This window comes from Acidovorax sp. 106, assembly GCF_003663825.1.
Taxonomy (GTDB): Bacteria; Pseudomonadota; Gammaproteobacteria; order Burkholderiales; family Burkholderiaceae_C; genus Acidovorax.
Genome location: NZ_RCCC01000001.1, coordinates 3,433,505 through 3,457,847, shown reverse-complemented (window position 1 = coordinate 3,457,847; position 24,343 = coordinate 3,433,505). Strand labels below are relative to the sequence as shown.

The following is a 24,343-nucleotide window of genomic DNA, read 5'->3' as shown; positions in this document are numbered from 1 at the left end:
AGGTTGCCCCATTGAAAGCCGTCCACAGACCGATGCCCCACCCTACTCCAGCACCACCTTCGCCTCTTTCACCAGGCGCGCAAAGCGCTCGGTGTCTTCCTTGATCTGGCGGGCCATTTGTTCGGGCGTGTTGCCGATGGGATCGGCACCGATGTCTTCCATCTTCTTGCGGAAGTCGGGCGACTGGATGATCTTGACCATCTCGGTGTTCAGGCGGGTGACCACATCTTTGGGTGTGCCCGCAGGGGCCAGCACGCCAAACCACGTGCCCAGGTCAAAGCCCTTGAGCCCGGCTTCGTCCAGCGTAGGCACATCAGGCAGCGCGGCAGAGCGCTTGGCCGTGGTCACCGCCAGGGCACGCAGCTTGCCCCCTTTGATGTGGGGCAGCACGGGCGTGATGGTGTCGAAGGACATGGTGATCTGCCCGCCCAACAGGTCGGTGGTCATGGGGCCGCTGCCCTTGTACGGGATGTGCAGCAACTGCACCCCGGCCATAGATTCAAACTGCGCGCCAATCAGGTGCTGGCCCGTGCCGTTGCCGTTGGAGCCAAAGGTGAGCTTGCCCGGCGCGCGCTTGGCCTGGGCGATCAGCTCGGGCACGGTGCGGATGGGTGTGGCCGCATCGGCCTGCACCACCAGCACGTTGGGCACCATGGCCACGGTGGTGATGGGGGCGAGGTCTTTTTGAAAATCGTACGGCAGTTTGCGGTACACGCTGGTGGCAATGGTGTGGTGCACCGCGCCCATCAGCAGCGTGTAGCCATCGGGCTTGGACTTGGCCACAAAGTCCGCGCCCAGCGTGGAGCCAGCACCAGGCTTGTTTTCCACAATGATGGGCTGGCCCAGGCTTTTGGACAGCTCTTGCCCCAGCGCGCGGGCCAGCACGTCGGTGGTGCCCCCTGCGGGAAAGGGCACGACCAAGCTGATGGTTTTGGAAGGCCAGGCCTGTGCAGCAGCGGTGCCGGCCAGGGCGCACAGCAGGGCTGCGCCAGCCAGGTTGCGCAGGGTGTGGCGCTTGGTGAAGTGAAACGTCGTCATGGCTTGTCTCCAATGTCGTTCGGTGGGTTGAGCCCCCAGCCGCCGCGCCTCTTGCTGGGCAGCGTGCGGGCCGGGGGATAAGCGCAGGGCTTGCGCTGAACCTGTGCTGGATGGGCTCAGACGGCCAGCCGCTCGCACACAGCGCGGGTGACCTGCGCGGTGGTGGCTTTGCCGCCCAGGTCGCCGGTGTGCAGGGCTGGGTCGGCGGTGACTTGCTCGATGGCGGCCATCAGGCGCTTGGCAGCGGCGTGCTCGCCCAGGTGTTCGAGCAGCATCACGCAGCTCCAGAACGTGCCCACGGGGTTGGCCAGGCCCTTGCCCATGATGTCGAAGGCCGAGCCATGGATGGGCTCGAACATGCTGGGGTAGCGGCGCTCGGGGTCGATGTTGCCGGTGGGGGCAATGCCCAGGCTGCCTGCCAGTGCTGCGGCCAGGTCAGAGAGGATGTCGGCGTGCAGGTTGGTAGCGACGATGGTGTCCAGCGTGGCCGGGCGGTTGACCATGCGGGCGGTGGCCGCGTCCACCAGCTCCTTGTCCCACTTCACATCGGGGAACTCCTGGCTGATCTGCTGCGCAATCTCGTCCCACATCACCATGGCGTGGCGCTGGGCGTTGCTCTTGGTGATGACGGTGAGCAGCTTGCGGGGACGCGACTGGGCCAGGCGGAAGGCGTAGCGCATGATGCGCTCGACCCCGGCGCGGGTCATCACGCTCAGGTCGGTGGCCACCTCGATGGGGTGGCCCTGGTGGGCGCGGCCGCCCACACCAGCGTATTCGCCTTCGGAGTTTTCGCGCACGATGACCCAGTCCAGGTCTTGGGGCGAGCAGCGCTTGAGCGGCGCATCAATGCCCGGCAGGATGCGCGTGGGCCGCACGTTGGCGTACTGGTCGAACCCCTGGCAAATCTTCAGGCGCAGGCCCCACAACGTGATGTGGTCAGGGATGTGTGGGTCGCCCGCCGAGCCGAACAGGATGGCGTCCTTGTCGCGCAGCTGGGCCAGGCCATCGGCGGGCATCATCTCGCCGTGGGCGCGGTACCAGTCGCCGCCCCAGCCATAGCTGGTGAACTCAAACGCCAGGCCGGGCTGGGATGCGGCCAGGGCCTGCAGCACCTCTTGCCCGGCGGGAATCACTTCCTTGCCAATGCCGTCGCCAGGGATGCAGGCGATGCGGTGGGTTTTGGGGGTGGCTTGGGTCATGTCATGGTCTCCTGATTTGAAGGGGGTCTGCGGTGGCTGGGTGTTCTCGGCATCCATGGGGTCATGGCCTGAGAACCTGCTCACAAAGCCGCCATGGGGCAAATCTAGCGGGCATATGATTCAAAAAGACACCCTTCAAGTTATCCTGTTGTTAACTTTAAAGAAACAATGAGCACACCGCTTTCTGCCCCTTCCGAGATGGCGTTCTTCAGCCTGCTGGCACGCTGTGGCAGCTTTTCGGCCACGGCGCGCGAGTTGAACGTGAGCACGCCCGCCGTGAGCAAGCGCCTGGCGCAGATGGAGGCGCGACTGGGCGTGCAGCTGCTCAACCGCACCACGCGGCGCGTCAGCCTCACGCCCGAGGGCGAGACCTATCTGGCGCACGCGCGGCGCATCCTGGCCGACATTGCCGACATGGAGCAACTGGTCTCACGCACGCAGTCCACCCCACAGGGGCTGCTGCGGGTGAATGCCACGCTGGGCTTTGGGCGCAGCCACATTGCGCCGCTGATTTCAGACTTTGTGCGCAGCCACCCGCAGGTGCAGGTGCAACTGCAGTTGTCGGTAGACCCGCCGCCACTGGCGTCGGACGCGTTTGACGTGTGCATCCGCTTTGGCGAGCCGCCCGACGCCCGCGTGATTGCACGGCGCATTGCGCCCAACCGGCGGCTGCTGTGCGCATCGCCCGCCTACCTGGCGCAGCGCGGCACCCCCAAGATACCGAGCGACCTGGCCCGCCACGACTGCATTGGCATACGCCAGGGCGACGACGCCTACGGCCAATGGCGGCTGAGCCCTGCCCGCAAGAGCGGCGCGGTGGAGGTGGTGAAGGTGCGTGGCGGCCTGAGCACCAACGATGGCGAAATCGCCGTGAACTGGGCACTGGAGGGCCACGGCATCGTGATGCGCGCCGAGTGGGACGTGGCCCGCTACCTGCGCAGCGGCCGCTTGGTGCAGGTGCTGGCAGACCACCACACGCCCCCGGCCGATATCTACGCCATCTACCCCCAGCGCCACCAGGCGGCGGCGCGGGTGCGGGCGTTTGTGGACTTTTTGGTGGGGCGGTTTGCCAGCAGCACGCCGGGGGATTGAACTCTTTCACCCCAAACAGTCCACCAAAAGTGTATACAAAACGCCGCTTGCGGCTATCATGCAGCGCATGGATAACTCGACCACCAGCCTCATCGTGACGCGCCTGACCCGCGCCATCGTCGAGCACCGCCTGCAGCCGGGCACCAAGCTGGCCGAACAAAAGCTGGCCGACCACTTTGGCGTGTCGCGCACGCTGGTGCGGCAAGCGCTGTTTCAGCTGGCACAAAACCGCCTGGTGCGGCTGGAGCCCGCGCGGGGCGCCTTTGTGGCCGCCCCCTCGGCCGACGAGGCGCGCCAGGTGTTTGCCGTGCGCCGCATGCTCGAGGCCGAGATGGTGCGCGCCTTCATGCAACAGGTCACCCCCGCCAAGCTGCGCGCACTGCGCGAGCACGTAGCCCGCGAAAAACAGGCGGTAGACCAGGGCGATGCGCCTGAGCGTACCGAGCTGCTGGGCGACTTCCATGTGCGCATGGCCGAGCTGATGGGCAACCAGGTGCTGGCGCAGATGCTGGGCGATTTGATCTCGCGCTGCTCACTCATCACGCTGATGTACCAAAGCGCCAGCGCCGCCGAACACTCGCACGAAGAGCACGCCGACATCGTCAAGGCCCTGGGGGCCAAGGACGAAGAGCGGGCCGTGCAGCTCATGCAGGCACATTTGCTGCATGTGGAAGAAAGCCTGATCTTTGACCGCCCAGCGCCCATCAACGACCTGTCTCTGGCGCTGTCTTGAACCCTGTCTTGGCAGTGCAGCCTCACCCGCCCCTTTCAAGCCCACCCACCATGATCTACGACGCCACCGCCCCTTACCCCCGCGACCTGATTGGCTACGGCAAAAACCCGCCCCACGCCCAGTGGCCCGGCGGCGCCCGCATTGCGGTGCAGTTTGTGCTGAACTACGAAGAAGGCGGCGAGAACGCCACGCTGCACGGCGATGCGGGCAGCGAGCAGTTCCTGTCTGAAATGTTCAACCCCGCCAGCTATCCTGAGCGGCACATGAGCATGGAAGGCATCTACGAGTACGGCTCGCGGGCGGGGGTGTGGCGGATCCTGCGCGAGTTTGAAAAGCGCGGGCTACCGCTCACCGTGTTTGGCGTATCGACCGCGCTGCAGCGCCACCCCGAGCTGACCGCCGCCTTTGTGGAGCTGGGGCACGAGATTGCCTGCCACGGTCTCAAGTGGATCCACTACCAGCACGTGCCCGAAGAGGTCGAGCGGGCGCACATGGCCGAGGCGATGGACATCATCCAGAAGCTGACCGGCCACAGGCCCGTGGGCTGGTACACCGGCCGCGACAGCCCCAACACGCACCGCTTGGTGGCCGACTTTGGCGGTTTTGAATACGACAGCGACTACTACGGCGACGACCTGCCGTTTTGGATGAAGGTGCAGCGCACCGACGGCAGCGCCGTGCACCAGCTCATCGTGCCCTACACGCTGGACTGCAACGACATGCGCTTTGCCCTGCCGCAAGGCTATTCGCACGCCGATCCGTTCTTCCAGTACCTGAAAGACACCTTTGACGCGCTGTACACAGAAGGTGACCCCGCCGGTGACAACGCCCCCAAGATGATGAGCATCGGCATGCACTGCCGCCTGCTGGGCCGCCCCGGTCGCATCACCGCATTGCAGCGATTCCTCGACCACATTGCCCAGCACGACAAGGTGTGGGTGGCACGGCGCATCGACATTGCCCGCCACTGGGCGCAGCACCACCCGGCACCCGCCGTGTGAGCCCTATTTATGAATCAAATTGGCCTCCAGCGCTTGTCAATCAAGCGCGAGCAGCTCACTTTTTTGAAGCACCTACCATGCCACTGACCCTGGAACAACTCAACGCCGCGAGCCCCACAGAAGCGCTGGCGCTGCTGGACGGGCTGTACGAACACTCGCCCTGGATTGCAGAGCAAGCCCTGGCGCAGCGGCCCTTTCGCAGCCAGGCCCAACTGCAACACGCCCTGGCGCAGGTGGTGCGCACCGCGGGCACCGAGGCGCAACTGGGGCTGATCCGCGCCCACCCTGAGCTGGCGGGCAAAGCCATGGTGGCCCAAAGCCTCACGGCCGAATCCACCCACGAGCAAAGCAAGGCGGGCCTGACGCAGTGCACGCCCGAGGAGTTTGAGCGCATTCAGCAGCTCAACGCGGCCTACAACGAACGCTTTGGCTTCCCGTTCATCCTGGCGGTGCGTGGGCCGCGCGGCACGGGCCTGGGTAAGCGCGAAATCATCGACACCTTTGCCCGGCGGCTGGACAACCACCCTGAGTTCGAACTGGCCGAGGCCCTGCGCAACATCCACCGTATTGCCGAGATTCGCCTGAACGACAAGTTCGGCACCGAGCCCCTGCTGGGCGGCGATGTGTGGGACTGGCAAGAGCAACTGGCCGAACTCTCTGACCCCGGCTTTGCCGAAAAGGGCCAGCTCACCGTCACCTACCTCACCGACGCGCACCGCGCCTGCGCACAGCGCATCAGCCACTGGATGCGCGACTGCGGCTTTGACGATGTGGAGATTGACGCCGTGGGCAACGTAGTGGGCCGCTACCACCCAGCGGAGCCGGCGGCCCCAGGCAAGCGCTACCTGATGACCGGCAGCCACTACGACACGGTGCGCAACGGCGGCAAATACGACGGCCGCCTGGGCATCTTCGTGCCCATGGCCTGCGTGCGCGAGCTGCACCGCACCGGCCAGCGCCTGCCGTTCGGCATCGAGGTGGTGGGCTTTGCCGAAGAAGAAGGCCAGCGCTACAAGGCCACCTTCCTGGGCTCGGGCGCGCTGATCGGCCACTTCAACCCTGCGTGGCTGGAGCAAAAGGACGCCGACGGCGTGACCATGCGCGAGGCCATGCAGCATGCGGGCCTGTGCATTGACGACATTGCCAAGCTGCAGCGCGACCCGGCGCAGTACCTGGGCTTTATCGAAGTGCACATCGAACAGGGCCCCGTGCTCAACGAGCTGGACCTGCCCCTGGGCGTGGTCACCTCCATCAACGGCGGCGTGCGCTTTGTGGCCGAGATGATCGGCACCGCCAGCCACGCGGGCACCACCCCCATGGACCGCCGCCGCGATGCGGCTGTTGCCGTGGCCGAGCTGGCGCTGTATGTGGAGCAGCGCGCCGCGCAGGATGGCGACTCTGTGGGCACCATTGGGCAGCTGAATGTGCCCGGCGGCTCCATCAACGTGGTGCCGGGGCGCTGCCAGTTCAGCCTGGATTTGCGTGCGCCCACCGACGCGCAGCGTGACGCCCTGGTGCGCGATGTGCTGGACGAACTCGCCCGCATTGCCCAGCGGCGCGGCCTGCGCTACACCCTGGAAGAATCCATGCGCGCCGCCGCTGCACCCAGCGCGCCCGCATTGCAAAACCACTGGGAGCGCGCCGTGGACACCCTGGGCGTGCCAGTGTTCCGCATGCCCAGCGGCGCGGGGCACGACGCCATGAAACTGCACTCCATCTTGCCGCAGGCGATGCTGTTCGTGCGCGGCCAAAACTCGGGCATCAGCCACAACCCGCTCGAATCCACCACCCACAACGACATGCAGCTGGCCGTGGACGCCTTCACCCAGGTGCTGCACCAGCTTGCCGAGGAACCACAACCATGACTACGAACAACAACTACGCCGCGCTGGACGCCTGGATCGACCAGCACTTTGATGAGGAAGTGCACTTTTTGCAGGCCCTGGTGCGTGTGCCCACCGACACGCCGCCCGGCAACAACGCACCCCATGCCGAACGCACGGCAGAGCTGCTCAAAGACTTTGGCTACGAAGCCGAGAAGCACGCTGTGCCCGCTGCCGATGTGCAGGCCTACGGCATGGAGTCCATCACCAACCTCATCGTGCGCCGCCCCTACGGAGCGCCGGGCGATGGCGGCAAGACCATTGCCCTGAACGCCCATGGCGACGTGGTGCCGCCCGGTGAGGGCTGGACCCACGACCCCTACGGCGCCGAAATTGCAGACGGCAAGATGTATGGCCGCGCCACCGCCGTGAGCAAGAGCGACTTTGCCAGCTTCACCTTTGCCGTGCGGGCGCTGGAAGCCGTCGCCAAGCCCACGAAGGGCGCGGTGGAACTGCACTTCACCTACGACGAAGAATTTGGCGGCGAGTTGGGCCCTGGCTGGCTGCTGAAGAACGGCCTGGCCAAGCCCGACCTGATGATTGCTGCAGGCTTCAGCTACGAAGTGGTCACCGCCCACAACGGCTGCCTGCAAATGGAAGTGACCGTGCACGGCAAGATGGCCCACGCCGCCGTGCCCCACACCGGCGTGGATGCGCTGCAAGGCGCCGTGCACATCCTGAACGCGCTGTATGCGCAGAACGATGAATACAAGAAGGTCACATCCAAGGTCGAAGGCATCAAGCACCCGTACCTGAACGTGGGCCGCATTGAGGGCGGCACCAATACCAACGTGGTGCCCGGCAAGGTGATGTTCAAGCTCGACCGCCGCATGATCCCCGAAGAGAACCCGGTGGAGGTCGAAGCCAACATCCGCCGCATCATCGAGCAGGCGGCGGGCGAGCGCGCTGGCATCAGCGTGGACATCAAGCGCCTGCTGCTGGCCAACGCCATGACCCCGCTGGCGGGCAATGCACCGCTGGTCGATGCGATCCAGAAACACGCGCAGGCCGTGATCGGCGAGCCCGTGCCCGCCGTAGGCACCCCGCTGTACACCGACGTGCGGCTGTATGTAGAGCGCGGCATCCCCGGCGTGATCTATGGCGCCGGGCCGCGCACCGTGCTCGAATCCCACGCCAAGCGGGCCGACGAACGCCTGCAACTGGAAGACCTGCGCCGTGCCACCAAGGTGATCGCACGGGCGCTGAGCGATCTGCTGCGCTGACAAGCAAGCCACTTTGGCGGCATCTACCACCACGCCGGGCCTGTGTGCCCGGCTTTTTTATGCCCGCAGGAGGCGTTCAGCAGGGATAACCCGCAGTTCTCGGTAGGCATTCATGTCTACACTTTTTGTATGCAATTTTCGCGTACATAAATTGCCAATCAACGGGAACTCTTCATGCAACGCTTTTTTCGCTCACTGTTTGGCCGCGTCGTACTGGCACTGATCGCCGGGGTCGTGGTAGGGCTGCTCTGGCCTCAATGGGCGGTGCAACTCAAACCGCTGGGCGATGGCTTCATCAAACTGATCAAAATGCTGGTGCCGCTGATCGTGTTCTGCGTGGTCGTGCACGGCATCGCAGGCACAGGCGACTTGCGCCGCGTCGGTCGACTGGGCGTGAAAGCGCTGATTTACTTTGAGGTGATCACCAGCATTGCCTTGGTGCTGGGGCTGGTGCTGGCCTTTGTCTTTGAGCCAGGGGTGGGCATGAATGTGGACCCCAAGGCACTGGATGCTGCAGCCATGAGCAGCTATGCAGACAACGCCCACAAGCTCTCAGGAGGCGGCTTTAGTGACTTCTTGCTCAAGCTCATCCCCACCACGGCCGTGAGCGCATTTGCTACGGGAGACGTGCTGCAGGTGCTGCTGTTCTCGATGGTGTTTGGCTGTGCACTGGCACTGATCGGTGAACGCGGCAAAAACGTGGTCGCGCTGATCGACGAGTTCTCTGCAGTGCTGTTTCGCGCCATGGGCTTGATCATCCAGCTCGCGCCTCTGGGGGTGCTGGGTGCTGTGGCGTTCACGGTGGGCAAGTACGGCATCGGCTCGCTCAAGCAGCTGGGCATGCTGGTCGGTCTTTTCTACTTCGCCGTCGCGCTGTTTGTCTTGGTGGTGCTGGGCACGGTCATGCGCCTGTCAGGCCTGAGCCTTTTCAAACTGCTGCGCTACCTGCGCGAGGAGCTGGCAGTCGTTTTCGCAACGACTTCCTCCGACAGCGTGCTGCCCCAGGTGATGGCCAAGCTCAAGCACCTGGGGGTGCGGGACTCGACCGTGGGGCTGGTGATTCCCACCGGTTATTCGTTCAACCTGGATGCGTTCTCGATCTACATCACTCTGGCGGCCGTGTTTATCGCCCAGGCCACCAACACACCCATCAGCATGACGGACTTGCTAACCATCCTGGCCATTTCGCTGGTCACCTCCAAGGGCGCCCACGGCGTGCCGGGCTCGGCCATAGTGGTGCTAGCCGCCACCCTTCAGGCCATCCCAGCCATACCCGCCATCGGCTTGGTGATGGTGCTGTCGGTGGACTGGTTCATGGGCATTGCGCGAGCGCTGGGCAACCTGATTGGCAACTGCGTGGCCACCATCGCCATCGCGGCATGGGAAGGCGACATTGACCGGGAGCGCGCCCAGGCGGTGCTCAACGGTGAAAAGGTTCCAGAGGAGCAATAGGCGCCCCTACAGGCCGTTTGGATTTTCAGCAACAGTTCTGTAAATAAATGCAACACAGGCCCAATTCGATGTGTAATTTCTATGCCTGTTTTTGAAAGCTTCCATGATCCAAACCCTGCGCGCCAAGATTCTTACCATCAGCACCGCAACGGTCATAGGCGCGTTGGCGGTGACTGGAGCGGCCACCTACTCCATCACCCGCTCCAACACTTTCGCGACCATTGAGCAGGACCTTGATGCGATCACGGCGGGCAACGCTACAGCGATAGACCAGTGGGTGGCAGCCAAGGGACTGGCTGTTCAGGCCACCGCTGCGGTGGTGGAGCATGGAGACCCCCAAGGCTTTGTGCGCCAGCTCAGCAAGTCGGGCGGCTTCCCCATCACCACGGTCGGGTGGGAAGACAAAACTTTTTTCTCTACCACCACTACCGCCCCGGGCTACGACCCCACGGCACGCCCCTGGTACAAAACGGCCGCACAAGCGGGCAAGCTGTCGGTAACCAAGCCCTACGGAGACTCCACCACCGGCATGCCGTACGTGGCGTTCGTTGCACCCATGCTGCGTGACGGCAAGCTCGCTGGTGTGGTCAGTGGCGCAGTGCCGCTGGATGGGGTGCGCGAAGTGGTGTCCACCATCCGCCCAACGCCCAGCAGCATGGGTTTTGTGGTGAACAGTGACGGGCTGATCCTGGCACATGCAGACCCCAAGCTGGCGCTCAAGCCAGCCACCGAAGTTTCGCCTTTGCTGGCCCCTGCAGCGCTGGCCGACCTGACAAAGTCTAGCCAGCCCTTGCAGGTAGATATGGGGGGCGCAGCCAAGCTGCTCAAAGGGCGCGCGGTGCAAGGCACCGACTGGATCCTGGTGGTGGCGCTGGACAAGGCCGAGGCCACAGCCGGCCTGCGCAGTGTGCTTCAGACACTGGCCATCGCCATCGTGCTGCTGGCCTTGGGCGCCGCCGGCATCGCTGGCCTGCTCACAGCAACGTCGTTCCGCCGACTTTCGCAGGTTCGCGATGCCATGGACAAGATTGGCTCCGGAGGAGGCGATCTCACGCAGCGGTTGCCCGTTTCGGGACAAGATGAAGTGGCGCAAATTGCATCCTCCTTCAATACCTTCATAGATCAGATCAGCACCGTTTTAAAGGACGTGCGCAACGGCATTGAGTCCATGAAGACGGCCACGGACGAAATCCGTGCCGGCAATCAGGACTTGTCCAACCGCACCGAGGGGTCGGCCAGCAGCCTCCAAGAGACCTCTGCCTCGCTGTCGCAGCTCACCGTGGCCGTGAAGCAGTCTGCAGATTCAGCCAGCCTGGCCACCCGGCTGGCGGGAGAGGCCAGCGCCTCGGCGCTCAAGGGCGGCGAAGTGGTCGCCAGCGCTGTGGCTACTATGGACGATATCTCCAAGGCGTCCACAAAGATCGGCGAGATCATCGGCGTGATTGATTCGATCGCCTTCCAGACCAATATCCTGGCGCTCAACGCCGCCGTCGAAGCCGCACGCGCAGGCGAACAAGGCCGGGGTTTTGCGGTGGTGGCCAGCGAAGTGCGCAACTTGGCGCAGCGCAGTGCCGCAGCAGCCCGCGAGATCAAGACACTGATTGATGCGTCCAGCGCCAGCGTAAAAACGGGCGCGGAACGGGTGCGGGCTACCGGCGACACCATGGCCGCCATTGTTCAAGGCATCCAGCGCGTCACTCTCACCATCGGCGAAATCAATGGTTCCATGGCGGAGCAGAGCAGTGGCATCAGTCAGATCAATCAAGCCGTCACGGAGATGGATCGCTCCACCCAACAAAACGCTGCATTGGTGGAAGAATCCACCGCAGCATCAGCCGTGTTGAACGAGCAGGCCCACAACCTGTCGCGCACAGTGGCTGGGTTCACCCTGGATGCCTCTGGCGCCTCTGCGGATTATTCGCAAGGTACCCCCCGGTTAGCAGGGCACCGCTGAGAGGCGACGGATCACAGAGAACGCCGGGGCATTGAGAAATCCGCTAACCTTACTCCGCGCCCACGGCAGATGATCTCTCGAGATCGTCTTGCCTTACATTCGCATCGTCCAGTTGCCCCCATACGAAGATCCGGGCTCCGGGCCCCACGACGGCCCCGCCCCCGTTGATCAATTCATGCACACAAGGCATGAGGCATACAGCCATGCCGCGCTGGACATGTATTAAGCTCCATCGCACCGTTTCGCACACTCTTTCCTTCTATGACACAGACCTTGTCTGCCGCCGAACAGGCACTGCGCGACGCAGCGCGCGAATACCACCGCAACCCCAGCCGGGGCAAGATCTCCGTCACGCCGACCAAGCCCCTGTCCAACCAGCGCGATCTGTCGCTGGCGTATTCGCCCGGCGTGGCCTATCCCTGTCTGGACATCGCTGCCGACCCCTCGAAGGCGTTTGACTACACCTCGCGCGGCAACCTGGTGGCCGTCATCACCAACGGCACGGCCGTGCTGGGCCTGGGCGACATTGGCCCGCTGGCCAGCAAGCCCGTGATGGAAGGCAAGGGCTGCCTGTTCAAGAAGTTTGCAGGCGTCGATGTGTTCGACATCGAACTGGCCGAGCGCGACCCCGACAAGCTCATCGAAATCATCGCCAGCCTGGAACCCACGCTGGGCGGCATCAACCTTGAAGACATCAAGGCACCCGAGTGCTTCTACATCGAGCAAGAGCTGTCCAAGCGCATGAACATCCCGGTGTTCCATGACGACCAGCACGGCACCGCCATCATCAGCAGCGCCGCCCTGCTCAACGGCCTGGAGTTGGTGGGCAAGGACATTGGCAGCGTGAAGCTGGCCGTGTCGGGCGCTGGTGCCGCCGCCATTGCCTGCCTGAACGTGATGGTGGGCCTGGGCGTCAAGCGCGAGAACATCTTCGTGTGCGACTCCAAGGGCGTGATCTACGAAGGCCGCCCTGGCGGCTATGACGAATCCAAAGCGCAGTACGCGCAAAAGACCGACGCGCGCACGCTGGCCGATGCCGTCAACGGTGCCGACGTATTCCTTGGCTGCTCGGCCCCCGGCGTGCTGACGGCCGAGATGGTCAAGACGATGGCGGCCAAGCCCATCATCCTGGCGCTGGCCAACCCCGAGCCTGAAATCCGCCCCGAGCTGGCCAAGGCCGTGCGCCCCGATTGCATCATTGCCACCGGCCGCTCGGACTACCCCAACCAGGTCAACAACGTTCTGTGCTTCCCGTACATCTTCCGCGGCGCGCTGGACTGCGGCGCCACCAAGATCACCGAAGCCATGAAGCTGGCCTGCGTGCGCCAGATCGCCGATCTGGCCAAGGCCGATATCAGCGAGGAAGTGGCCAACGCCTATGCAGGCAAAGAGCTGACCTTTGGCCCCGACTACCTGATCCCCACGCCGTTCGACTCGCGCCTGATCCTCAAGATCGCGCCCGCTGTGGCCAAGGCCGCCGCCGAATCCGGTGTGGCCACACGCCCCATCGAAGACATGGAGGCTTACAAGGAAAGCCTGTCGCGTTTTGTCTACCAAACCGGCATGCTCATGCGCCCGGTGGTCACCGCCGCCAAGGCCCTGCCTGATGCGCAAAAACGCGTGGCCTATGCCGACGGCGAGGACGAGCGTGCCCTGCGTGCCGCGCAGATGGCCATCGACGACAAGATTGCCCACCCCATCCTGATCGGCCGCCCCGCCGTGATCGCGGCCCGCATTGAAAAAGCGGGCCTGCGCATGCAGATCGGCAAGGACGTGGAGGTGTGCAACCCTGAAGACGACCCACGTTTCCGCCAGTACTGGGAGCACTACCATGCGCTGATGAAGCGCAATGGCGCCACCCCTGAAGTGGCCAAGGCCGCCGTGCGCCGCTCCAACACCATCATCGCCTCGCTGATGGTCAAGCTCGGCGACGCCGACGCCATGATCTGCGGCCTGGTGGGCCTGTACGAAACGCACCTGGAGCGCATCCACAGCATCATCGGCCGCCAAGCGGGTGCCAACGACTACGCCGCGCTCAATGCCCTGATGACCAACCAGGGCCCGCTGTTCATCGCCGACACCTACGTGAACGAGAACCCCACGGCCGAGCAACTGGCCGACATCGCCTGGATGTCGGTGCAGGAAGTGCAGCGCTTTGGCATTCCGGCCAAGGTGGCGTTTTTGTCGCACTCGAGCTACGGTTCGTCCAAGCGCCCCTCGGCCCGCAAGATGCGCGAAGCACGCGACCTCTTCGTGGCGCGCCACCCCGAGATCGAGTGCGATGGCGAACTGCACGGCGATGCTGCGCTGGAGCCCGGCATCCGCAAGACCTACATGGCCGAAGGCGAATCGACCCTGAGCGGCTCCGCCAACCTTCTGGTCTGCCCGAACATCGACGCAGCCAACATCCTGTACAACGTGCTCAAGACCACCACCAGCGGTGGTGTGACCGTAGGCCCGATCCTGATGGGCTCTGCCGCCACGGCCTACATCCTGACGCCCGCAGCCACCGTGCGCCGGGTGTTCAACATGACCGCCCTGGCCGTGGCCAGCGCTGCGGCGCGCGCAGCCTGATCCGATCGGATTCGCACTCAAAAAAGAAAGGCCCTTCGGGGCCTTTCTTTTTGGGTGGATTGAACTGTAGACCTCAGCACGGTCGCGTCAGTGCACCGACACATCCACAAAGTCTGCCACTGGCGGCAGATGCTCAGCCAGCCAGTCCGAGTCCAGTTGCAACGCCCTTTTGATTTCCTCGGGCAAGCTGGCGATGGTGTCGGCGGGGGACTTGGGCTCCTCCAGTGCAATCTCGGCCAGCAGCATGGCCACGTGCACGATGCCACCCAGACGGCAAAACGGCGTGGCGGCCACAGGGTCTTCGGCGGTGTCCAGGGCGCGCACGATGGAATCCGGGAAGCGCCAGCGTTTGGCCAGCTCCGCCGTCACCTGCGCCTCGGTAAAGCCCAGCAAGCGCTTTTCGCGCTCCCAGCGGCCACCTGCCTGGTGGGGCAGTTGCTCAATGGCGGCCATTTGCTCGGGCGCTTTTTGCGCAATGATCAATTCACCAATGCGCACCAAAAACCCGGCCAGCCAGGACTGCTGCACATCCGAGCCCAGCGTGCGCGCCAACCACTGCGCATAGCCTGCAGTGGCCATGCTTTCCTTCCAGAAGGCGTCAGCCTCTATGCCCGGCGTGTCTTTGAACATGCCAGTCATGCAGGCCGCCAAGGCCAGGGTGCGCACCTGGTTCAGCCCCACCAGCGTTAACGCATCGTCCAGCGTGGCCACCTGCCGCGCCAGCCCAAAGCGGGAGCTGTTGGCCAAGCGGATGAGCTTGGCCGTCAAGGCCGGGTCGCGCGCAATGGCGCTGCGCACCTTCTCAAACGGGATGTCATCGTCCTGCATCGTCGCCACCAGTTCCCGCGCCACGTCGGGCATGGTGGGCAATTGCACGTTGTCAAAAAACTCTGTCAGGTGTGGCATAGGTGAGCCCTCTCGTGGGTCTTTGAAGAACCCGAAGACGCAAGCCTTCGTGCTGCAGTGCAACGGGCTGCGCACCCTTCTCCAGGAACCCTGTACCGCAGCGCCTATGGCCTGCGAGGCAATGCCCTGTTTTTTGGATGCTGCGACTTCGTTGTACCACCGCCTACGGCCCCTCGTCTGCGTGTTTGTCCCAATCCGTTGCAACGGTGCACGCACCATTTCGGGAAACCCTCCATGCCCGGCCGCACCACTTCGGTGAAGAATGGTTTGCCACGCTGCGCTGCCCTTGCTAAAACCCGGCAGTGCGCTTGAAAGCGGGCATCGTTTTTGCTGAATAGCTTGCACAGCCAAGGCATTGCTGCCTTTTTCCTTCCGTTTTTATTTGGCAACCGCCAGGAGCTACCCCATGAAAAAAAGAACGTTCATGCACACCGCAGCAGCACTGGCGCTGGCAAGCGCATTGCCTGCTGCGCATGCGCAAAGCACGCCCATCAAATTCCAGCTCGACTGGCGCTTCGAAGGCCCAGCTGCGCTGTTTTTGCAGCCCGCAGCCAAGGGCTACTTCAAGGCCGCTGGGCTGGACGTGACGGTGGACGCTGGCAACGGCTCGGGCGGCGCAGTGCAGCGCGTGGCCTCGGGCACCTACGACATGGGCTTTGCCGACCTGGCTGCCGTGATGGAATTCCACGCCAACAACCCCGACGCGCAGAACAAACCCGTGGCGGTGATGATGGTCTACAACAACACGCCCGCATCGGTGATGGCGCTCAAGAAAAGCGGTATCGCCACGCCCGCCGACCTGGCTGGCAAGAAGCTGGGCGCCCCGGTGTTTGACGCCGGGCGCCGCGCCTTCCCCATCTTCCAAAAAGCCAACAAGGTCGGCAACGTGCAGTGGACGGCCATGGACCCCCCGCTGCGCGAGACCATGCTGGTGCGCGGCGACGTGGACGCCATCACCGGCTTCACTTTCACTTCGTTGCTGAACCTGGAAGCCCGGGGCGTGAAGACCGCCGACGTGGTCGTGCTGCCCTACGCCGACTTTGGCGTGAAGCTGTACGGCAACGTGATCATTGCTTCGCCCAAGCTCATCAAAGAGAACCCCGCTGCCGTCAAGGCCTTCCTGTCGGCATTCACCAAGGGCGCCAAGGAAGTCATCGCCAACCCCGCCGCCGCCATCGAGCATGTGCGCGCCCGCGATGGCATCGTGAACGTGGCGCTGGAAACGCGCCGCCTGCAACTGGCCATCGACACCGTGGTCAACAGCGCCGACGCGCGTGCCGAAGGCTTTGGCCAAGCCAAGCCGGGCCGCCTGTCGCTGATGGCGTCGCAGGTGTCGGATGCCTTCAACACCAAGACCCGTGTGAACGCAGACGATGTGTGGAACGGCAGCTTCTTGCCCAGCACGGCTGAGCTGAACATCCTGCCGAAGAAGTGACACCCCCTGAGTCGCTTCGCGCCTTCCCCCTCTCTCGACTCGCTGCGCGAGTCGGGAGGGGGACGCCCCCGGTGCGGCGGGGCGGCCCTTGCACGGGGGCGCTGGCCTGGGCCGCGCCCAGCATCAACCTCGGTGCACAAACACTACTCACTACGGACCTCTGATGCAGGCTGCTGATTCCTTTTTTGTGGACTTTCGCGATGTCTGGCTCGCCTACAACGACGAGCTGCGCGCGGAGAACCACTTTGCCGTCGAGGCCATCGACCTGCAAATCCGCCAGGGCGAGTTCATTGCCATCGTCGGCCCCTCGGGCTGCGGCAAGTCCACCTTCATGAAGCTGGCCACCGGCCTGAAGATGCCATCGATGGGCAAGATCCTCATCGACGGCCAGCCCGTGACCGGGCCGCTCAAAGTCTCGGGCATGGCGTTCCAGGCGCCCTCGCTGCTGCCCTGGCGTACCACGGTGGACAACGTGCTGCTGCCGCTGGAGATCGTCGAGCCGTACCGCAGCAACTTCAAACAAAAGCGCAAGGAATACGAAGAGCGCGCCCGCAAGCTGCTGCAAAAGGTCGGGCTGGCGGGCTATGAGGACAAATTCCCTTGGCAGTTGTCGGGCGGCATGCAGCAGCGCGCCAGCATCTGCCGTGCCTTGATCCACGAGCCCAAGATGCTGCTGCTGGACGAGCCCTTTGGCGCGCTTGACGCCTTCACCCGCGAAGAGCTGTGGTGCATCTTGCGCGACCTGTGGACCGAGCAGAAATTCAACGTGATCCTGGTCACACACGACCTGCGCGAGTCCGTCTTCTTGGCAGACACCGTGTATGTGATGAGCAAGAGCCCCGGCCGGTTTGTGGTGCGCAAGGAGATCAAGCTGCCGCGCCCGCGCGAGCTGGAGATCACCTACACCAAGGAATTCACCGACATCGTGCACGAGCTGCGCGGCCACATTGGCGCCCTGCGTAAGGCTGGCGCGCCCATCCAGCAATAAACAAGGCGAGTCATGCACAAGAAAACCGTGGAGCGCTGGTCCCCCTGGATCCTGCTCGGCGCCATCATCCTGCTGTGGCAGATCGTCTGCTCGGCCTTCAGCGTCCCTGAATACCTTTTCCCCAGCCCCTGGGCCATTGGCACCCAGCTGGTGGAGTTTGGCGGCGTCATCGCAGGTCACGCCTGGCGCACCTACTGGGTCACCATGGCGGGCTTTGGCATTGCCATCGTGGTGGGCGTGCTGCTGGGCTTTGTCATCGGCAGCTCGCGCCTGGCCTATGCCGCCGTGTACCCGCTGATGACGGCCTTCAACGCCCTGCCCAAGGCCGCGTTCGTGCCCATCCTCGTAGTGTGGTTCGGCATCGGCGTGGGGCCAGCCATCCTCACGGCCTTTCTCATCAGCTTCTTTCCCATCATGGTCAACATTGCCACTGGCCTGGCCACGCTGGAGCCGGAGCTGGAAGACGTGCTGCGCGTGCTGGGCGCCAAACGCTGGGATGTGCTGACCAAGGTGGGCCTGCCGCGCTCGCTGCCCTACTTTTATGGATCGCTCAAAGTAGCCATCACCCTGGCCTTTGTGGGCACCACGGTGAGCGAGATGACCGCCGCCAACGAGGGCATTGGCTACCTGCTCATCAGCGCGGGTTCGTCCATGCAAATGGGCCTGGCGTTTGCCGGGCTGATGGTGGTGGGCGCCATGGCGATGGCCATGTACGAGCTGTTCAGCTGGGTCGAAAAGCGCACCACAGGCTGGGCACATCGGGGGTCACAGGGCGAGTGAGGCCTGGGCTGGGGGTGGGCCAAGAGCAGCCATCGGCACATGCCTCTGTACCCTTGAAGAAAATGGGCTCTAGCGCTTTATGGAAAAGCGCAAGCAGCTCTTTTTTTAGGAGCAAATCACCCCATCCACCTTGCCCACTGGGGGCCACCGCTATACTGCCCGCCCCAATGCACCGCAGGATGACACCCGCATGCGCCTGACCGCCTTTTTCCCCTCCCCTCCTGTCGTGGGGGCAGCCCTTGCCACCGTCGCAGCCTTGGCACTGGCAGGTTGTGGCGCAACCGCCACCCGCTCCAACCCCGAGCCCCAGCCGTCCCTGGCCACCACCACGGCCCCGGTGCGCATTGGCATTGCGCTGGGCGGCGGCGCAGCCAAGGGGTTTGCGCACATCGGCGTCATCAAAATGCTCGAAGCCAATGGCTTTGCCCCCGCCGTCATCTCCGGCACCAGCGCAGGCAGCGTGGTGGGCGCGCTGTATGCCAGCGGCATGAATGCGTTCGAGATGCAGGAAAAAGCCGTGGCGCTGGACGAGGCCAAGATCCGCGATTTGCAGTGGTCTTCGGGCGGATTGGTGCAGGGGCAGAAGCTGGAAGACTATGTGAACGAGCAGGTACGCCGCAAACCCCTGGAACAACTGGCCAAGCCCTTCGTGGCCGTGGCCACTCGGCTCGAAGACGGTGAGCGCACCGTGTTTGCGCGCGGCAACACCGGCCAGGCGGTGCGAGCCTCCAGCAGCGTGCCGGGCGTGTTCCAGCCCGTCACCATAGGCAAGTACCACTTCGTGGATGGCGGCATCGTGAGCCCCGTGCCCGTGGATGCGGCCCGCCAGCTGGGCGCCGACATCGTCATCGCTGTAGACATCTCCAACAAGGCCCGGGGGCAGTCGCCGGGCGACATGCTAGGCACGCTGGGCCAGTCCATTGCCATCATGGGCCAGAAGCTCGGTCAGGCCGAGCTGGCCCGCGCCGATGTGATCATCCGCCCCCAGGTGCTGGACATTGGATCGGCCGACTTCAGCCAACGCGCCAACGCCATCGTGGAAGGCGAGAAAGCCGCCCTGGCCGTGATGCCGCAAATCCGCGAACGTGTGGCCCGGCTGCAAACCGAGCGCGCCAGCACGGCACGGGCAGCACAGCAAAGGGCGGCGCAGGAACAGTTGCAGGCCTGTCTGGACAACCGCTCCAGCATGCAAAAGCTAGCGGGTCTGGCGGGCATGGACGATCGGTGCAGCCCCGCCAAATAGGGCCGCCGCCGCAGCGCTGCGCTGCCACCTTGGGGTACATTCGCCCATGCATTGGCGCTTGCCCTGGGCGCTGAGGTCAGCCGCCCAACACTCCCACTATCGCTCGCCATGTCGTCCCCTTTTTCTGCCGTCAAGCCCAGCCTCAAGCTGGCCGACCAGGTCGCCAGCACGCTGGAGGCTGAAATCCGCACGGGCCGCATTCAGGCGGGTGGCAAGCTGCCTACCGAGGCCGTACTGGCGCAGCAGTTTGAGGTGAGCCGCACGGTGGTGCGCGAGGCGATCTCCCGGCTCAAGTCGCTGGGGCTGGTCGACTCGCGCCAAGGCAGCGGCGTGTATGTGCAAGCCCCCGGCATCGCGCCACTGCAGTTTGACCTGGCCCATGCCGCATCGCGCGAGGCCGTGATGCAGATTGTGGAAGTGCGGCGCGCGCTGGAGTCTGAAGTGGCCGAGCTGGCCGCACAGCGCCGCACGGCAGCCGATGTGCTGGCCATTCGCGCCGCCATGCAGCGCATCAGTGACGCAGTGCAGGCCGGTGGAGACGGCGCCGAGGAAGACGTGGAATTTCACCGCGCCATTGCCAGGGCGGCCGGCAATCCCTTCCTGATCAGCACACTGGACTACCTGGCCCGCTTCCTCAGCGGCGCTACCCGGGTCACACGCGCCAACGAAGCCAGGCGCAGTGACTTTGCCAGGGCTGTCACGCAAGAGCACGAATGCATCGTGGCCGCCATTGAGAGCGGCAACCCCGGCGCTGCACGGCACGCCGCCACAGAACACATGCGCAATGCGCTCAGCCGCATTGCGCAGGCAGACCCGGCCTTCTGGGCGCAGCATGGCGCCCGCTTGGCGCAACCGCTGGTGAATGCGTCTGCGGACTGAGGTCGCGGGGGGCCACCGCCCTTTTGCGGTTTAGCGGTTTTGCACTGATCCTGGAGCCGCACTGCAACCCGCTGCGCTCAAGCCAGATCCGGCCAGAGTCCGCGCGCCCGCCATACGCCAAGCCACTGCATCAAAGCTGAGCGCAACGAGCCAGATGGCCAGTTTGCCCCTCGGCGCGCCATCGGCACGCCCTCGGCACGCGACGTTCAAATTGCGCCGACACACAGCTGCGCTCCCTCATTCGAGCATCCCTTTGACTAGGGTTAACCCGCAAACTCACCCGCACGCTAAATTTGTATGATGACCATATAAACACACTAACTAGGGTACCGCCCTGCGCGCTCGCCCTTCCATCCCGGAGATATCCCGTACATGTCCACCCTCGCACTTCTCGGCATCGGCGCCGGCAGCATTGGCCTGCTCCTGCTGCTCATCATCCGCTGGCAGGTCCACGCCTTCGTGGCCATGATGCTGGTGAGCTTTCTGGTGGCGTTTGCCACGGGCATGCCCATTGGCGACATCATCAGCACGCTGATTGCAGGCATGGGCGGCACACTGGGTTCGGTCGCCATCCTGGTGGCGCTGGGCTCCATGCTGGGGCGCATGATCGAAGTCTCGGGTGGCGCGGCCAGCCTGGCCAACCGCTTCACGCAACTGCTGGGCCCCACGCGGGTGCCGATGGCGCTCACAGCCGCAGCGCTGGTGCTGGCCATCCCGGTATTTTTTGACGTGGGCTTCATCATCCTGGTGCCCATCGTCTACGGCTTTTGCAAGGCGGCGGGCGTCAACCCCATCAAGTTCGGCCTGCCCGTGGCGGGCATCATGCTGGCAGCCCACGTGGTGGTGCCACCGCATCCCGGCATCGTGGGTGGGGCGGCCATCGTCAAGGGCGATATCGGCTGGATCACCATCATTGGCCTGGCCATCTGCATTCCGCTGGCGGCGCTGTCGCAGTATGTGTCGGGCTGGCTCAACCGCAAGGGCTACCCCATGCTGCCCACCACGGCCGAGCAGTTTGCGGCCTTTGGCAACAGCGAAGAAAGCAAGGCCAGCAAGGCTGGTAATGCCCCCGGCGTCGGCACCATCATGGCGCTGATCATCATTCCTCTGGCCCTCATCATGGCAGGCACCACGGGCGCTACCCTACTGCCCAAGGGCGACAGTCTGCGCAATGTGCTGGGCTTCATCGGCTCGCCCATCTTTGCGCTGATGGTGGCCGTGGGCTTGGCCATGTTTCTGCTGGGCCGCAACCAAGGCTGGAACCGCGAGCGCACCAACGCCATCATGGAATCCGCCCTGCCCCCGGCCGCCACCGTGATCCTGGTAACCGGCGCGGGCGGCGTGTTTGCCAAGGTGCTCACCGCCAGTGGCATTGGCGCTGCGCTGTCGCAAAGCCTCACGGCCACGCACCTGCCACTGATTTTGCTGGCGTTCATCATCTCGCTGGCCCTGCGCGCTGCACAGGGTTCGGCCACCGTGGCCATCATCACCACCTGCGGCCTGCTGGCCGATGCGATGGCGGGTGGCGGGTATTCCCCCTTGCAAGTGGCGCTGCTCACGGTTGCCATTGGCTTTGGCAGCCTGGGCCTGTCGCACGTCAACGATTCGGGCTTCTGGATCGTGACCCGCTACTTGGGCCTGAGCGTGGGCGATGGCCTGCGCACCTGGACCGTGCTGACCACCGTGCTGGGCCTGGCGGGCTTTGCCCTCACCGCCCTGCTGTGGGTGGCGGTTGCCTGATTTTTTCTCTTTGCTTTAGAAAGACACCACTATGACCCAACCCACCGTCGGCATCATCGGCCTGGGCGCCATGGGCGCTGGCATTGCCAAGACCCTGCGCAACAACGGCTTCACCATCCACGTGTGCGACGTGCGCCCCGGCGTGGCCGATGCCTTTGTGGCCGAAGGCGGCACAGCCCACGCCACCACCGCTGCGCTGGCGGCGGTGAGTGATGTGGTGGTGTCGGTGGTGGTCAACGCGGCGCAGACCGAGAGCGTGCTGTTTGGCGACGATGGCAAGGGCGGTGCAGCCAGCACCATGCGCCCCGGCAGTACCTTTGTGATGTGCTCCACCGTGGACCCCAACTGGTCTGTGGCACTGGAAGCCCGCCTGAACGCGTTGGGCCTGCACTACGTGGACGCGCCCATCTCCGGCGGCGCAGCCAAGGCTGCATCGGGCCAGATGACCATGATGACCTCGGCCAAGCCCGAGGCCTATGCCACAGCGGGCGCCGTGCTCGACGGCATGGCTGGCAAGGTGTACCGCCTGGGTGACAAGGCGGGCGCGGGCAGCAAGGTCAAGATCATCAACCAGTTGCTGGCCGGTGTGCACATTGCCGTGGCCGCCGAAGCCATGGCCCTGGGCCTGCGCGAAGGCGTGGAAGCCAGCGCCTTGTATGAAGTGATCACGAACAGCGCGGGCAATAGCTGGATGTTTGAAAACCGCATGGCCCATGTGCTGGCGGGCGACTACACGCCGCTGTCGGCCGTCGATATTTTTGTGAAGGACCTGGGCCTGGTGCTGGACACCGCACGCGCCAGCAAATTCCCCCTGCCACTGGCGGCCACCGCGCACCAGATGTTCATGCAGGCATCGACCGCAGGCTTTGCCAAGGAAGATGACAGCGCCGTGATCAAGATCTTCCCGGGCATCACGCTGCCCGCAAGCAAGGACAAGGCATGACGCGCGCACGTGCACTGTTGGGCTGCATTGCCGACGACTTCACCGGCGCGACCGATCTGGCCAACAACCTGGTGCGCGCAGGCATGCGCGTGGTGCAGGCCATGGGTGTGCCCACGGCACCTTTGGATGCCGAGGCCGATGCCATCGTGGTGGCCCTGAAGTCGCGCACCATTCCGAAGGACGAAGCCATCGCCCAATCGCTGGCTGCGCTGCAATGGCTGAAGGCGCAAGGTGCTGAGCAGATCTACTTCAAGTACTGCTCTACCTTTGACAGCACGGCCGAAGGCAACATCGGCCCCGTGACCGATGCGCTGATGCAGGCCCTGGGCACCGACTTCACCATCGCCACGCCCGCCTTCCCCGACAACAAGCGCACCGTATTCAAGGGCTACCTGTTTGTGGGCGATGTGCTGCTGAACGAGAGCGGCATGCAAAACCACCCGCTCACGCCCATGACCGACCCCAACCTGGTGCGCGTGCTGCAGGCGCAGACCGAGAGCCGCGTGGGCCTGATCGACCACAGCGTTGTCGCACAGGGCGAGGCCGCCATCCGCGCACGCATCGACCAGCTCAAGGCCGAGGGCGTGCGCATGGCCGTGGTCGATGCGGTGTCGAACGCCGACCTGCTGCGCCTGGGCCCAGCGCTTAAGGGCATGCCGTTGGTCACAGCGGGCTCTGGCGTGGCCATTGGCTTGCCGGGCAACTTTGGCGTGGCGCCCAGCAACGAGGCCGCCCGCCTGCCCGCTGCGCAAGGGCTGCAGGCCATCGTGTCGGGCAGCTGCTCGGTGGCGACCAACCAGCAGGTGATGGATTTCATCAAGGCGGGCAAGCCAGCCCTCGCCATCGACCCTTTGCGCATCGCAGCAGGCGTGGACGTGGCCGCCGAAGCGCTGGCCTGGGCTGAGGGCCACATTGGCCAAGGCCCGGTGCTGGTGTATTCCACCGCCGAGCCCTCGGCCGTGCGCGCTATTCAGGGCAAGCTCGGTTCTGAGAAAGCCGGTGCCATGGTGGAGGAAACCATTGCCGCCATTGCCTGCGGCCTGGTGCAGCGTGGGGTGCGCCAGCTCATCGTGGCGGGCGGTGAAACCTCCGGCGCCTGTGTGCAGGCCCTGGGCATCACGCAAATGCGCATTGGCGCGCAGATCGACCCCGGCGTGCCGTGGTGCCATGCCGTGGCCCCCGATGCCAAGGACGGCCTGCACATCACGCTGAAGTCGGGCAATTTCGGTAGCACCGACTTCTTCACCAAAGCTTTTGCACAATTGCGGGCATGACCTCTA

19 protein-coding genes are annotated in these 24,343 nt (G+C 64.4%); 16 read left to right on the top strand and 3 right to left on the bottom strand.

The window, feature by feature from the left end; genetic code table 11:
- Window positions 1-42: 42 nt before the first annotated feature.
- Window positions 43-1,038: a tripartite tricarboxylate transporter substrate binding protein gene (locus tag C8C98_RS15395; RefSeq protein WP_121454991.1), complete on the bottom strand. Its 996-nt coding sequence runs from the start codon at window positions 1,036-1,038 to the stop codon at window positions 43-45.
- 116 nt (window positions 1,039-1,154) lie between these two features.
- Window positions 1,155-2,237, bottom strand: coding sequence for a tartrate dehydrogenase (locus C8C98_RS15390; RefSeq protein ID WP_121456299.1), 1,083 nt, complete (start codon window positions 2,235-2,237; stop codon window positions 1,155-1,157).
- 168 nt (window positions 2,238-2,405) lie between these two features.
- On the opposite strand from C8C98_RS15390, the gene C8C98_RS15385 reads away from it, so the two are divergent.
- From C8C98_RS15385 to C8C98_RS15350, 8 genes are all read left to right on the top strand, one after another.
- Window positions 2,406-3,329 carry a LysR family transcriptional regulator gene (locus C8C98_RS15385; RefSeq protein ID WP_121454990.1) on the top strand — a complete coding sequence of 308 codons (924 nt, stop codon included), beginning with the start codon at window positions 2,406-2,408 and terminating at the stop codon, window positions 3,327-3,329.
- Between the two features lie 58 nt (window positions 3,330-3,387).
- The gene (locus C8C98_RS15380) at window positions 3,388-4,062 is read left to right on the top strand and encodes a GntR family transcriptional regulator (protein ID WP_121456298.1); all 675 of its coding nucleotides are present in this window, start codon (window positions 3,388-3,390) and stop codon (window positions 4,060-4,062) included.
- A 50-nt stretch (window positions 4,063-4,112) separates the two neighbouring features.
- Window positions 4,113-5,063, top strand: coding sequence for an allantoinase PuuE (puuE, locus tag C8C98_RS15375; RefSeq protein WP_121454989.1), 951 nt, complete (start codon window positions 4,113-4,115; stop codon window positions 5,061-5,063).
- A gap of 77 nt (window positions 5,064-5,140) precedes the next feature.
- Window positions 5,141-6,928, top strand: coding sequence for a 2-oxo-4-hydroxy-4-carboxy-5-ureidoimidazoline decarboxylase (uraD, locus tag C8C98_RS15370; RefSeq protein ID WP_121454988.1), 1,788 nt, complete (start codon window positions 5,141-5,143; stop codon window positions 6,926-6,928).
- Window positions 6,925-8,169 (top strand): ArgE/DapE family deacylase, encoded by a 1,245-nt coding sequence (locus C8C98_RS15365; protein ID WP_121454987.1) that lies wholly within the window; start codon window positions 6,925-6,927, stop codon window positions 8,167-8,169. The genes uraD and C8C98_RS15365 overlap by 4 nt, the downstream gene beginning before the upstream one ends.
- Before the next feature lie 174 nt (window positions 8,170-8,343).
- Complete coding sequence (locus tag C8C98_RS15360; RefSeq protein WP_121454986.1) at window positions 8,344-9,621, top strand: C4-dicarboxylate transporter DctA; 1,278 nt, start codon at window positions 8,344-8,346, stop codon at window positions 9,619-9,621.
- Between the two features lie 103 nt (window positions 9,622-9,724).
- Window positions 9,725-11,575, top strand: a complete 1,851-nt coding sequence (locus tag C8C98_RS15355) for a methyl-accepting chemotaxis protein (protein WP_121454985.1) — start codon at window positions 9,725-9,727, stop codon at window positions 11,573-11,575.
- 261 nt (window positions 11,576-11,836) lie between these two features.
- Window positions 11,837-14,149: an NADP-dependent malic enzyme gene (locus C8C98_RS15350; RefSeq protein ID WP_121454984.1), complete on the top strand. Its 2,313-nt coding sequence runs from the start codon at window positions 11,837-11,839 to the stop codon at window positions 14,147-14,149.
- Between the two features lie 87 nt (window positions 14,150-14,236).
- On the opposite strand, the gene C8C98_RS15345 is transcribed toward C8C98_RS15350, so the two are convergent.
- Window positions 14,237-15,055, bottom strand: a complete 819-nt coding sequence (locus tag C8C98_RS15345; RefSeq protein WP_121454983.1) for an HDOD domain-containing protein — start codon at window positions 15,053-15,055, stop codon at window positions 14,237-14,239.
- Window positions 15,056-15,461: 406 nt separating this feature from the next.
- Here C8C98_RS15345 and C8C98_RS15340 point away from each other — a divergent pair, with 406 nt between their 5' ends.
- From C8C98_RS15340 to otnK, 8 genes are all read left to right on the top strand, one after another.
- Window positions 15,462-16,490, top strand: a complete 1,029-nt coding sequence (locus tag C8C98_RS15340; protein WP_121454982.1) for an ABC transporter substrate-binding protein — start codon at window positions 15,462-15,464, stop codon at window positions 16,488-16,490.
- Between the two features lie 163 nt (window positions 16,491-16,653).
- A complete protein-coding gene (locus tag C8C98_RS15335) occupies window positions 16,654-17,478 on the top strand; it encodes an ABC transporter ATP-binding protein (RefSeq protein ID WP_121454981.1) in 825 nt (274 codons plus the stop codon).
- A 12-nt stretch (window positions 17,479-17,490) separates the two neighbouring features.
- A complete protein-coding gene (locus C8C98_RS15330; protein ID WP_121454980.1) occupies window positions 17,491-18,258 on the top strand; it encodes an ABC transporter permease in 768 nt (255 codons plus the stop codon).
- A gap of 190 nt (window positions 18,259-18,448) precedes the next feature.
- Window positions 18,449-19,501, top strand: a complete 1,053-nt coding sequence (locus C8C98_RS15325) for a patatin-like phospholipase family protein (RefSeq protein ID WP_121456297.1) — start codon at window positions 18,449-18,451, stop codon at window positions 19,499-19,501.
- Between the two features lie 108 nt (window positions 19,502-19,609).
- Complete coding sequence (locus C8C98_RS15320; RefSeq protein WP_121454979.1) at window positions 19,610-20,380, top strand: FadR/GntR family transcriptional regulator; 771 nt, start codon at window positions 19,610-19,612, stop codon at window positions 20,378-20,380.
- A gap of 372 nt (window positions 20,381-20,752) precedes the next feature.
- Entirely contained in the window at window positions 20,753-22,120 is a 1,368-nt protein-coding gene (locus C8C98_RS15315; protein WP_121454978.1) for a GntP family transporter, read from the top strand.
- Between the two features lie 31 nt (window positions 22,121-22,151).
- Complete coding sequence (ltnD, locus tag C8C98_RS15310) at window positions 22,152-23,063, top strand: L-threonate dehydrogenase (RefSeq protein ID WP_121454977.1); 912 nt, start codon at window positions 22,152-22,154, stop codon at window positions 23,061-23,063.
- A complete protein-coding gene (otnK, locus tag C8C98_RS15305) occupies window positions 23,060-24,337 on the top strand; it encodes a 3-oxo-tetronate kinase (protein ID WP_121454976.1) in 1,278 nt (425 codons plus the stop codon). Before ltnD ends, otnK begins: the two co-directional genes overlap by 4 nt.
- Window positions 24,338-24,343 lie beyond the last annotated feature (6 nt).

Bases quoted from the DNA above. Each gene is read 5' to 3' on its own strand.
- C8C98_RS15345 (WP_121454983.1), bottom strand. From the start codon at position 15,055: ATGCCACACCTGACAGAGTTTTTTGACAACGTGCAATTGCCCACCATG.
- C8C98_RS15395 (WP_121454991.1), bottom strand. From the start codon at position 1,038: ATGACGACGTTTCACTTCACCAAGCGCCACACCCTGCGCAACCTGGCT.
- C8C98_RS15330 (WP_121454980.1), top strand. From the start codon at position 17,491: ATGCACAAGAAAACCGTGGAGCGCTGGTCCCCCTGGATCCTGCTCGGC.
- ltnD (WP_121454977.1), top strand. From the start codon at position 22,152: ATGACCCAACCCACCGTCGGCATCATCGGCCTGGGCGCCATGGGCGCT.
- C8C98_RS15365 (WP_121454987.1), top strand. From the start codon at position 6,925: ATGACTACGAACAACAACTACGCCGCGCTGGACGCCTGGATCGACCAG.
- C8C98_RS15385 (WP_121454990.1), top strand. From the start codon at position 2,406: ATGAGCACACCGCTTTCTGCCCCTTCCGAGATGGCGTTCTTCAGCCTG.
- C8C98_RS15325 (WP_121456297.1), top strand. From the start codon at position 18,449: ATGCGCCTGACCGCCTTTTTCCCCTCCCCTCCTGTCGTGGGGGCAGCC.
- C8C98_RS15390 (WP_121456299.1), bottom strand. From the start codon at position 2,237: ATGACCCAAGCCACCCCCAAAACCCACCGCATCGCCTGCATCCCTGGC.
- C8C98_RS15340 (WP_121454982.1), top strand. From the start codon at position 15,462: ATGAAAAAAAGAACGTTCATGCACACCGCAGCAGCACTGGCGCTGGCA.
- C8C98_RS15355 (WP_121454985.1), top strand. From the start codon at position 9,725: ATGATCCAAACCCTGCGCGCCAAGATTCTTACCATCAGCACCGCAACG.
- C8C98_RS15335 (WP_121454981.1), top strand. From the start codon at position 16,654: ATGCAGGCTGCTGATTCCTTTTTTGTGGACTTTCGCGATGTCTGGCTC.
- puuE (WP_121454989.1), top strand. From the start codon at position 4,113: ATGATCTACGACGCCACCGCCCCTTACCCCCGCGACCTGATTGGCTAC.
- uraD (WP_121454988.1), top strand. From the start codon at position 5,141: ATGCCACTGACCCTGGAACAACTCAACGCCGCGAGCCCCACAGAAGCG.
- C8C98_RS15320 (WP_121454979.1), top strand. From the start codon at position 19,610: ATGTCGTCCCCTTTTTCTGCCGTCAAGCCCAGCCTCAAGCTGGCCGAC.
- C8C98_RS15380 (WP_121456298.1), top strand. From the start codon at position 3,388: ATGCAGCGCATGGATAACTCGACCACCAGCCTCATCGTGACGCGCCTG.
- C8C98_RS15350 (WP_121454984.1), top strand. From the start codon at position 11,837: ATGACACAGACCTTGTCTGCCGCCGAACAGGCACTGCGCGACGCAGCG.
- C8C98_RS15315 (WP_121454978.1), top strand. From the start codon at position 20,753: ATGTCCACCCTCGCACTTCTCGGCATCGGCGCCGGCAGCATTGGCCTG.
- C8C98_RS15360 (WP_121454986.1), top strand. From the start codon at position 8,344: ATGCAACGCTTTTTTCGCTCACTGTTTGGCCGCGTCGTACTGGCACTG.
- otnK (WP_121454976.1), top strand. From the start codon at position 23,060: ATGACGCGCGCACGTGCACTGTTGGGCTGCATTGCCGACGACTTCACC.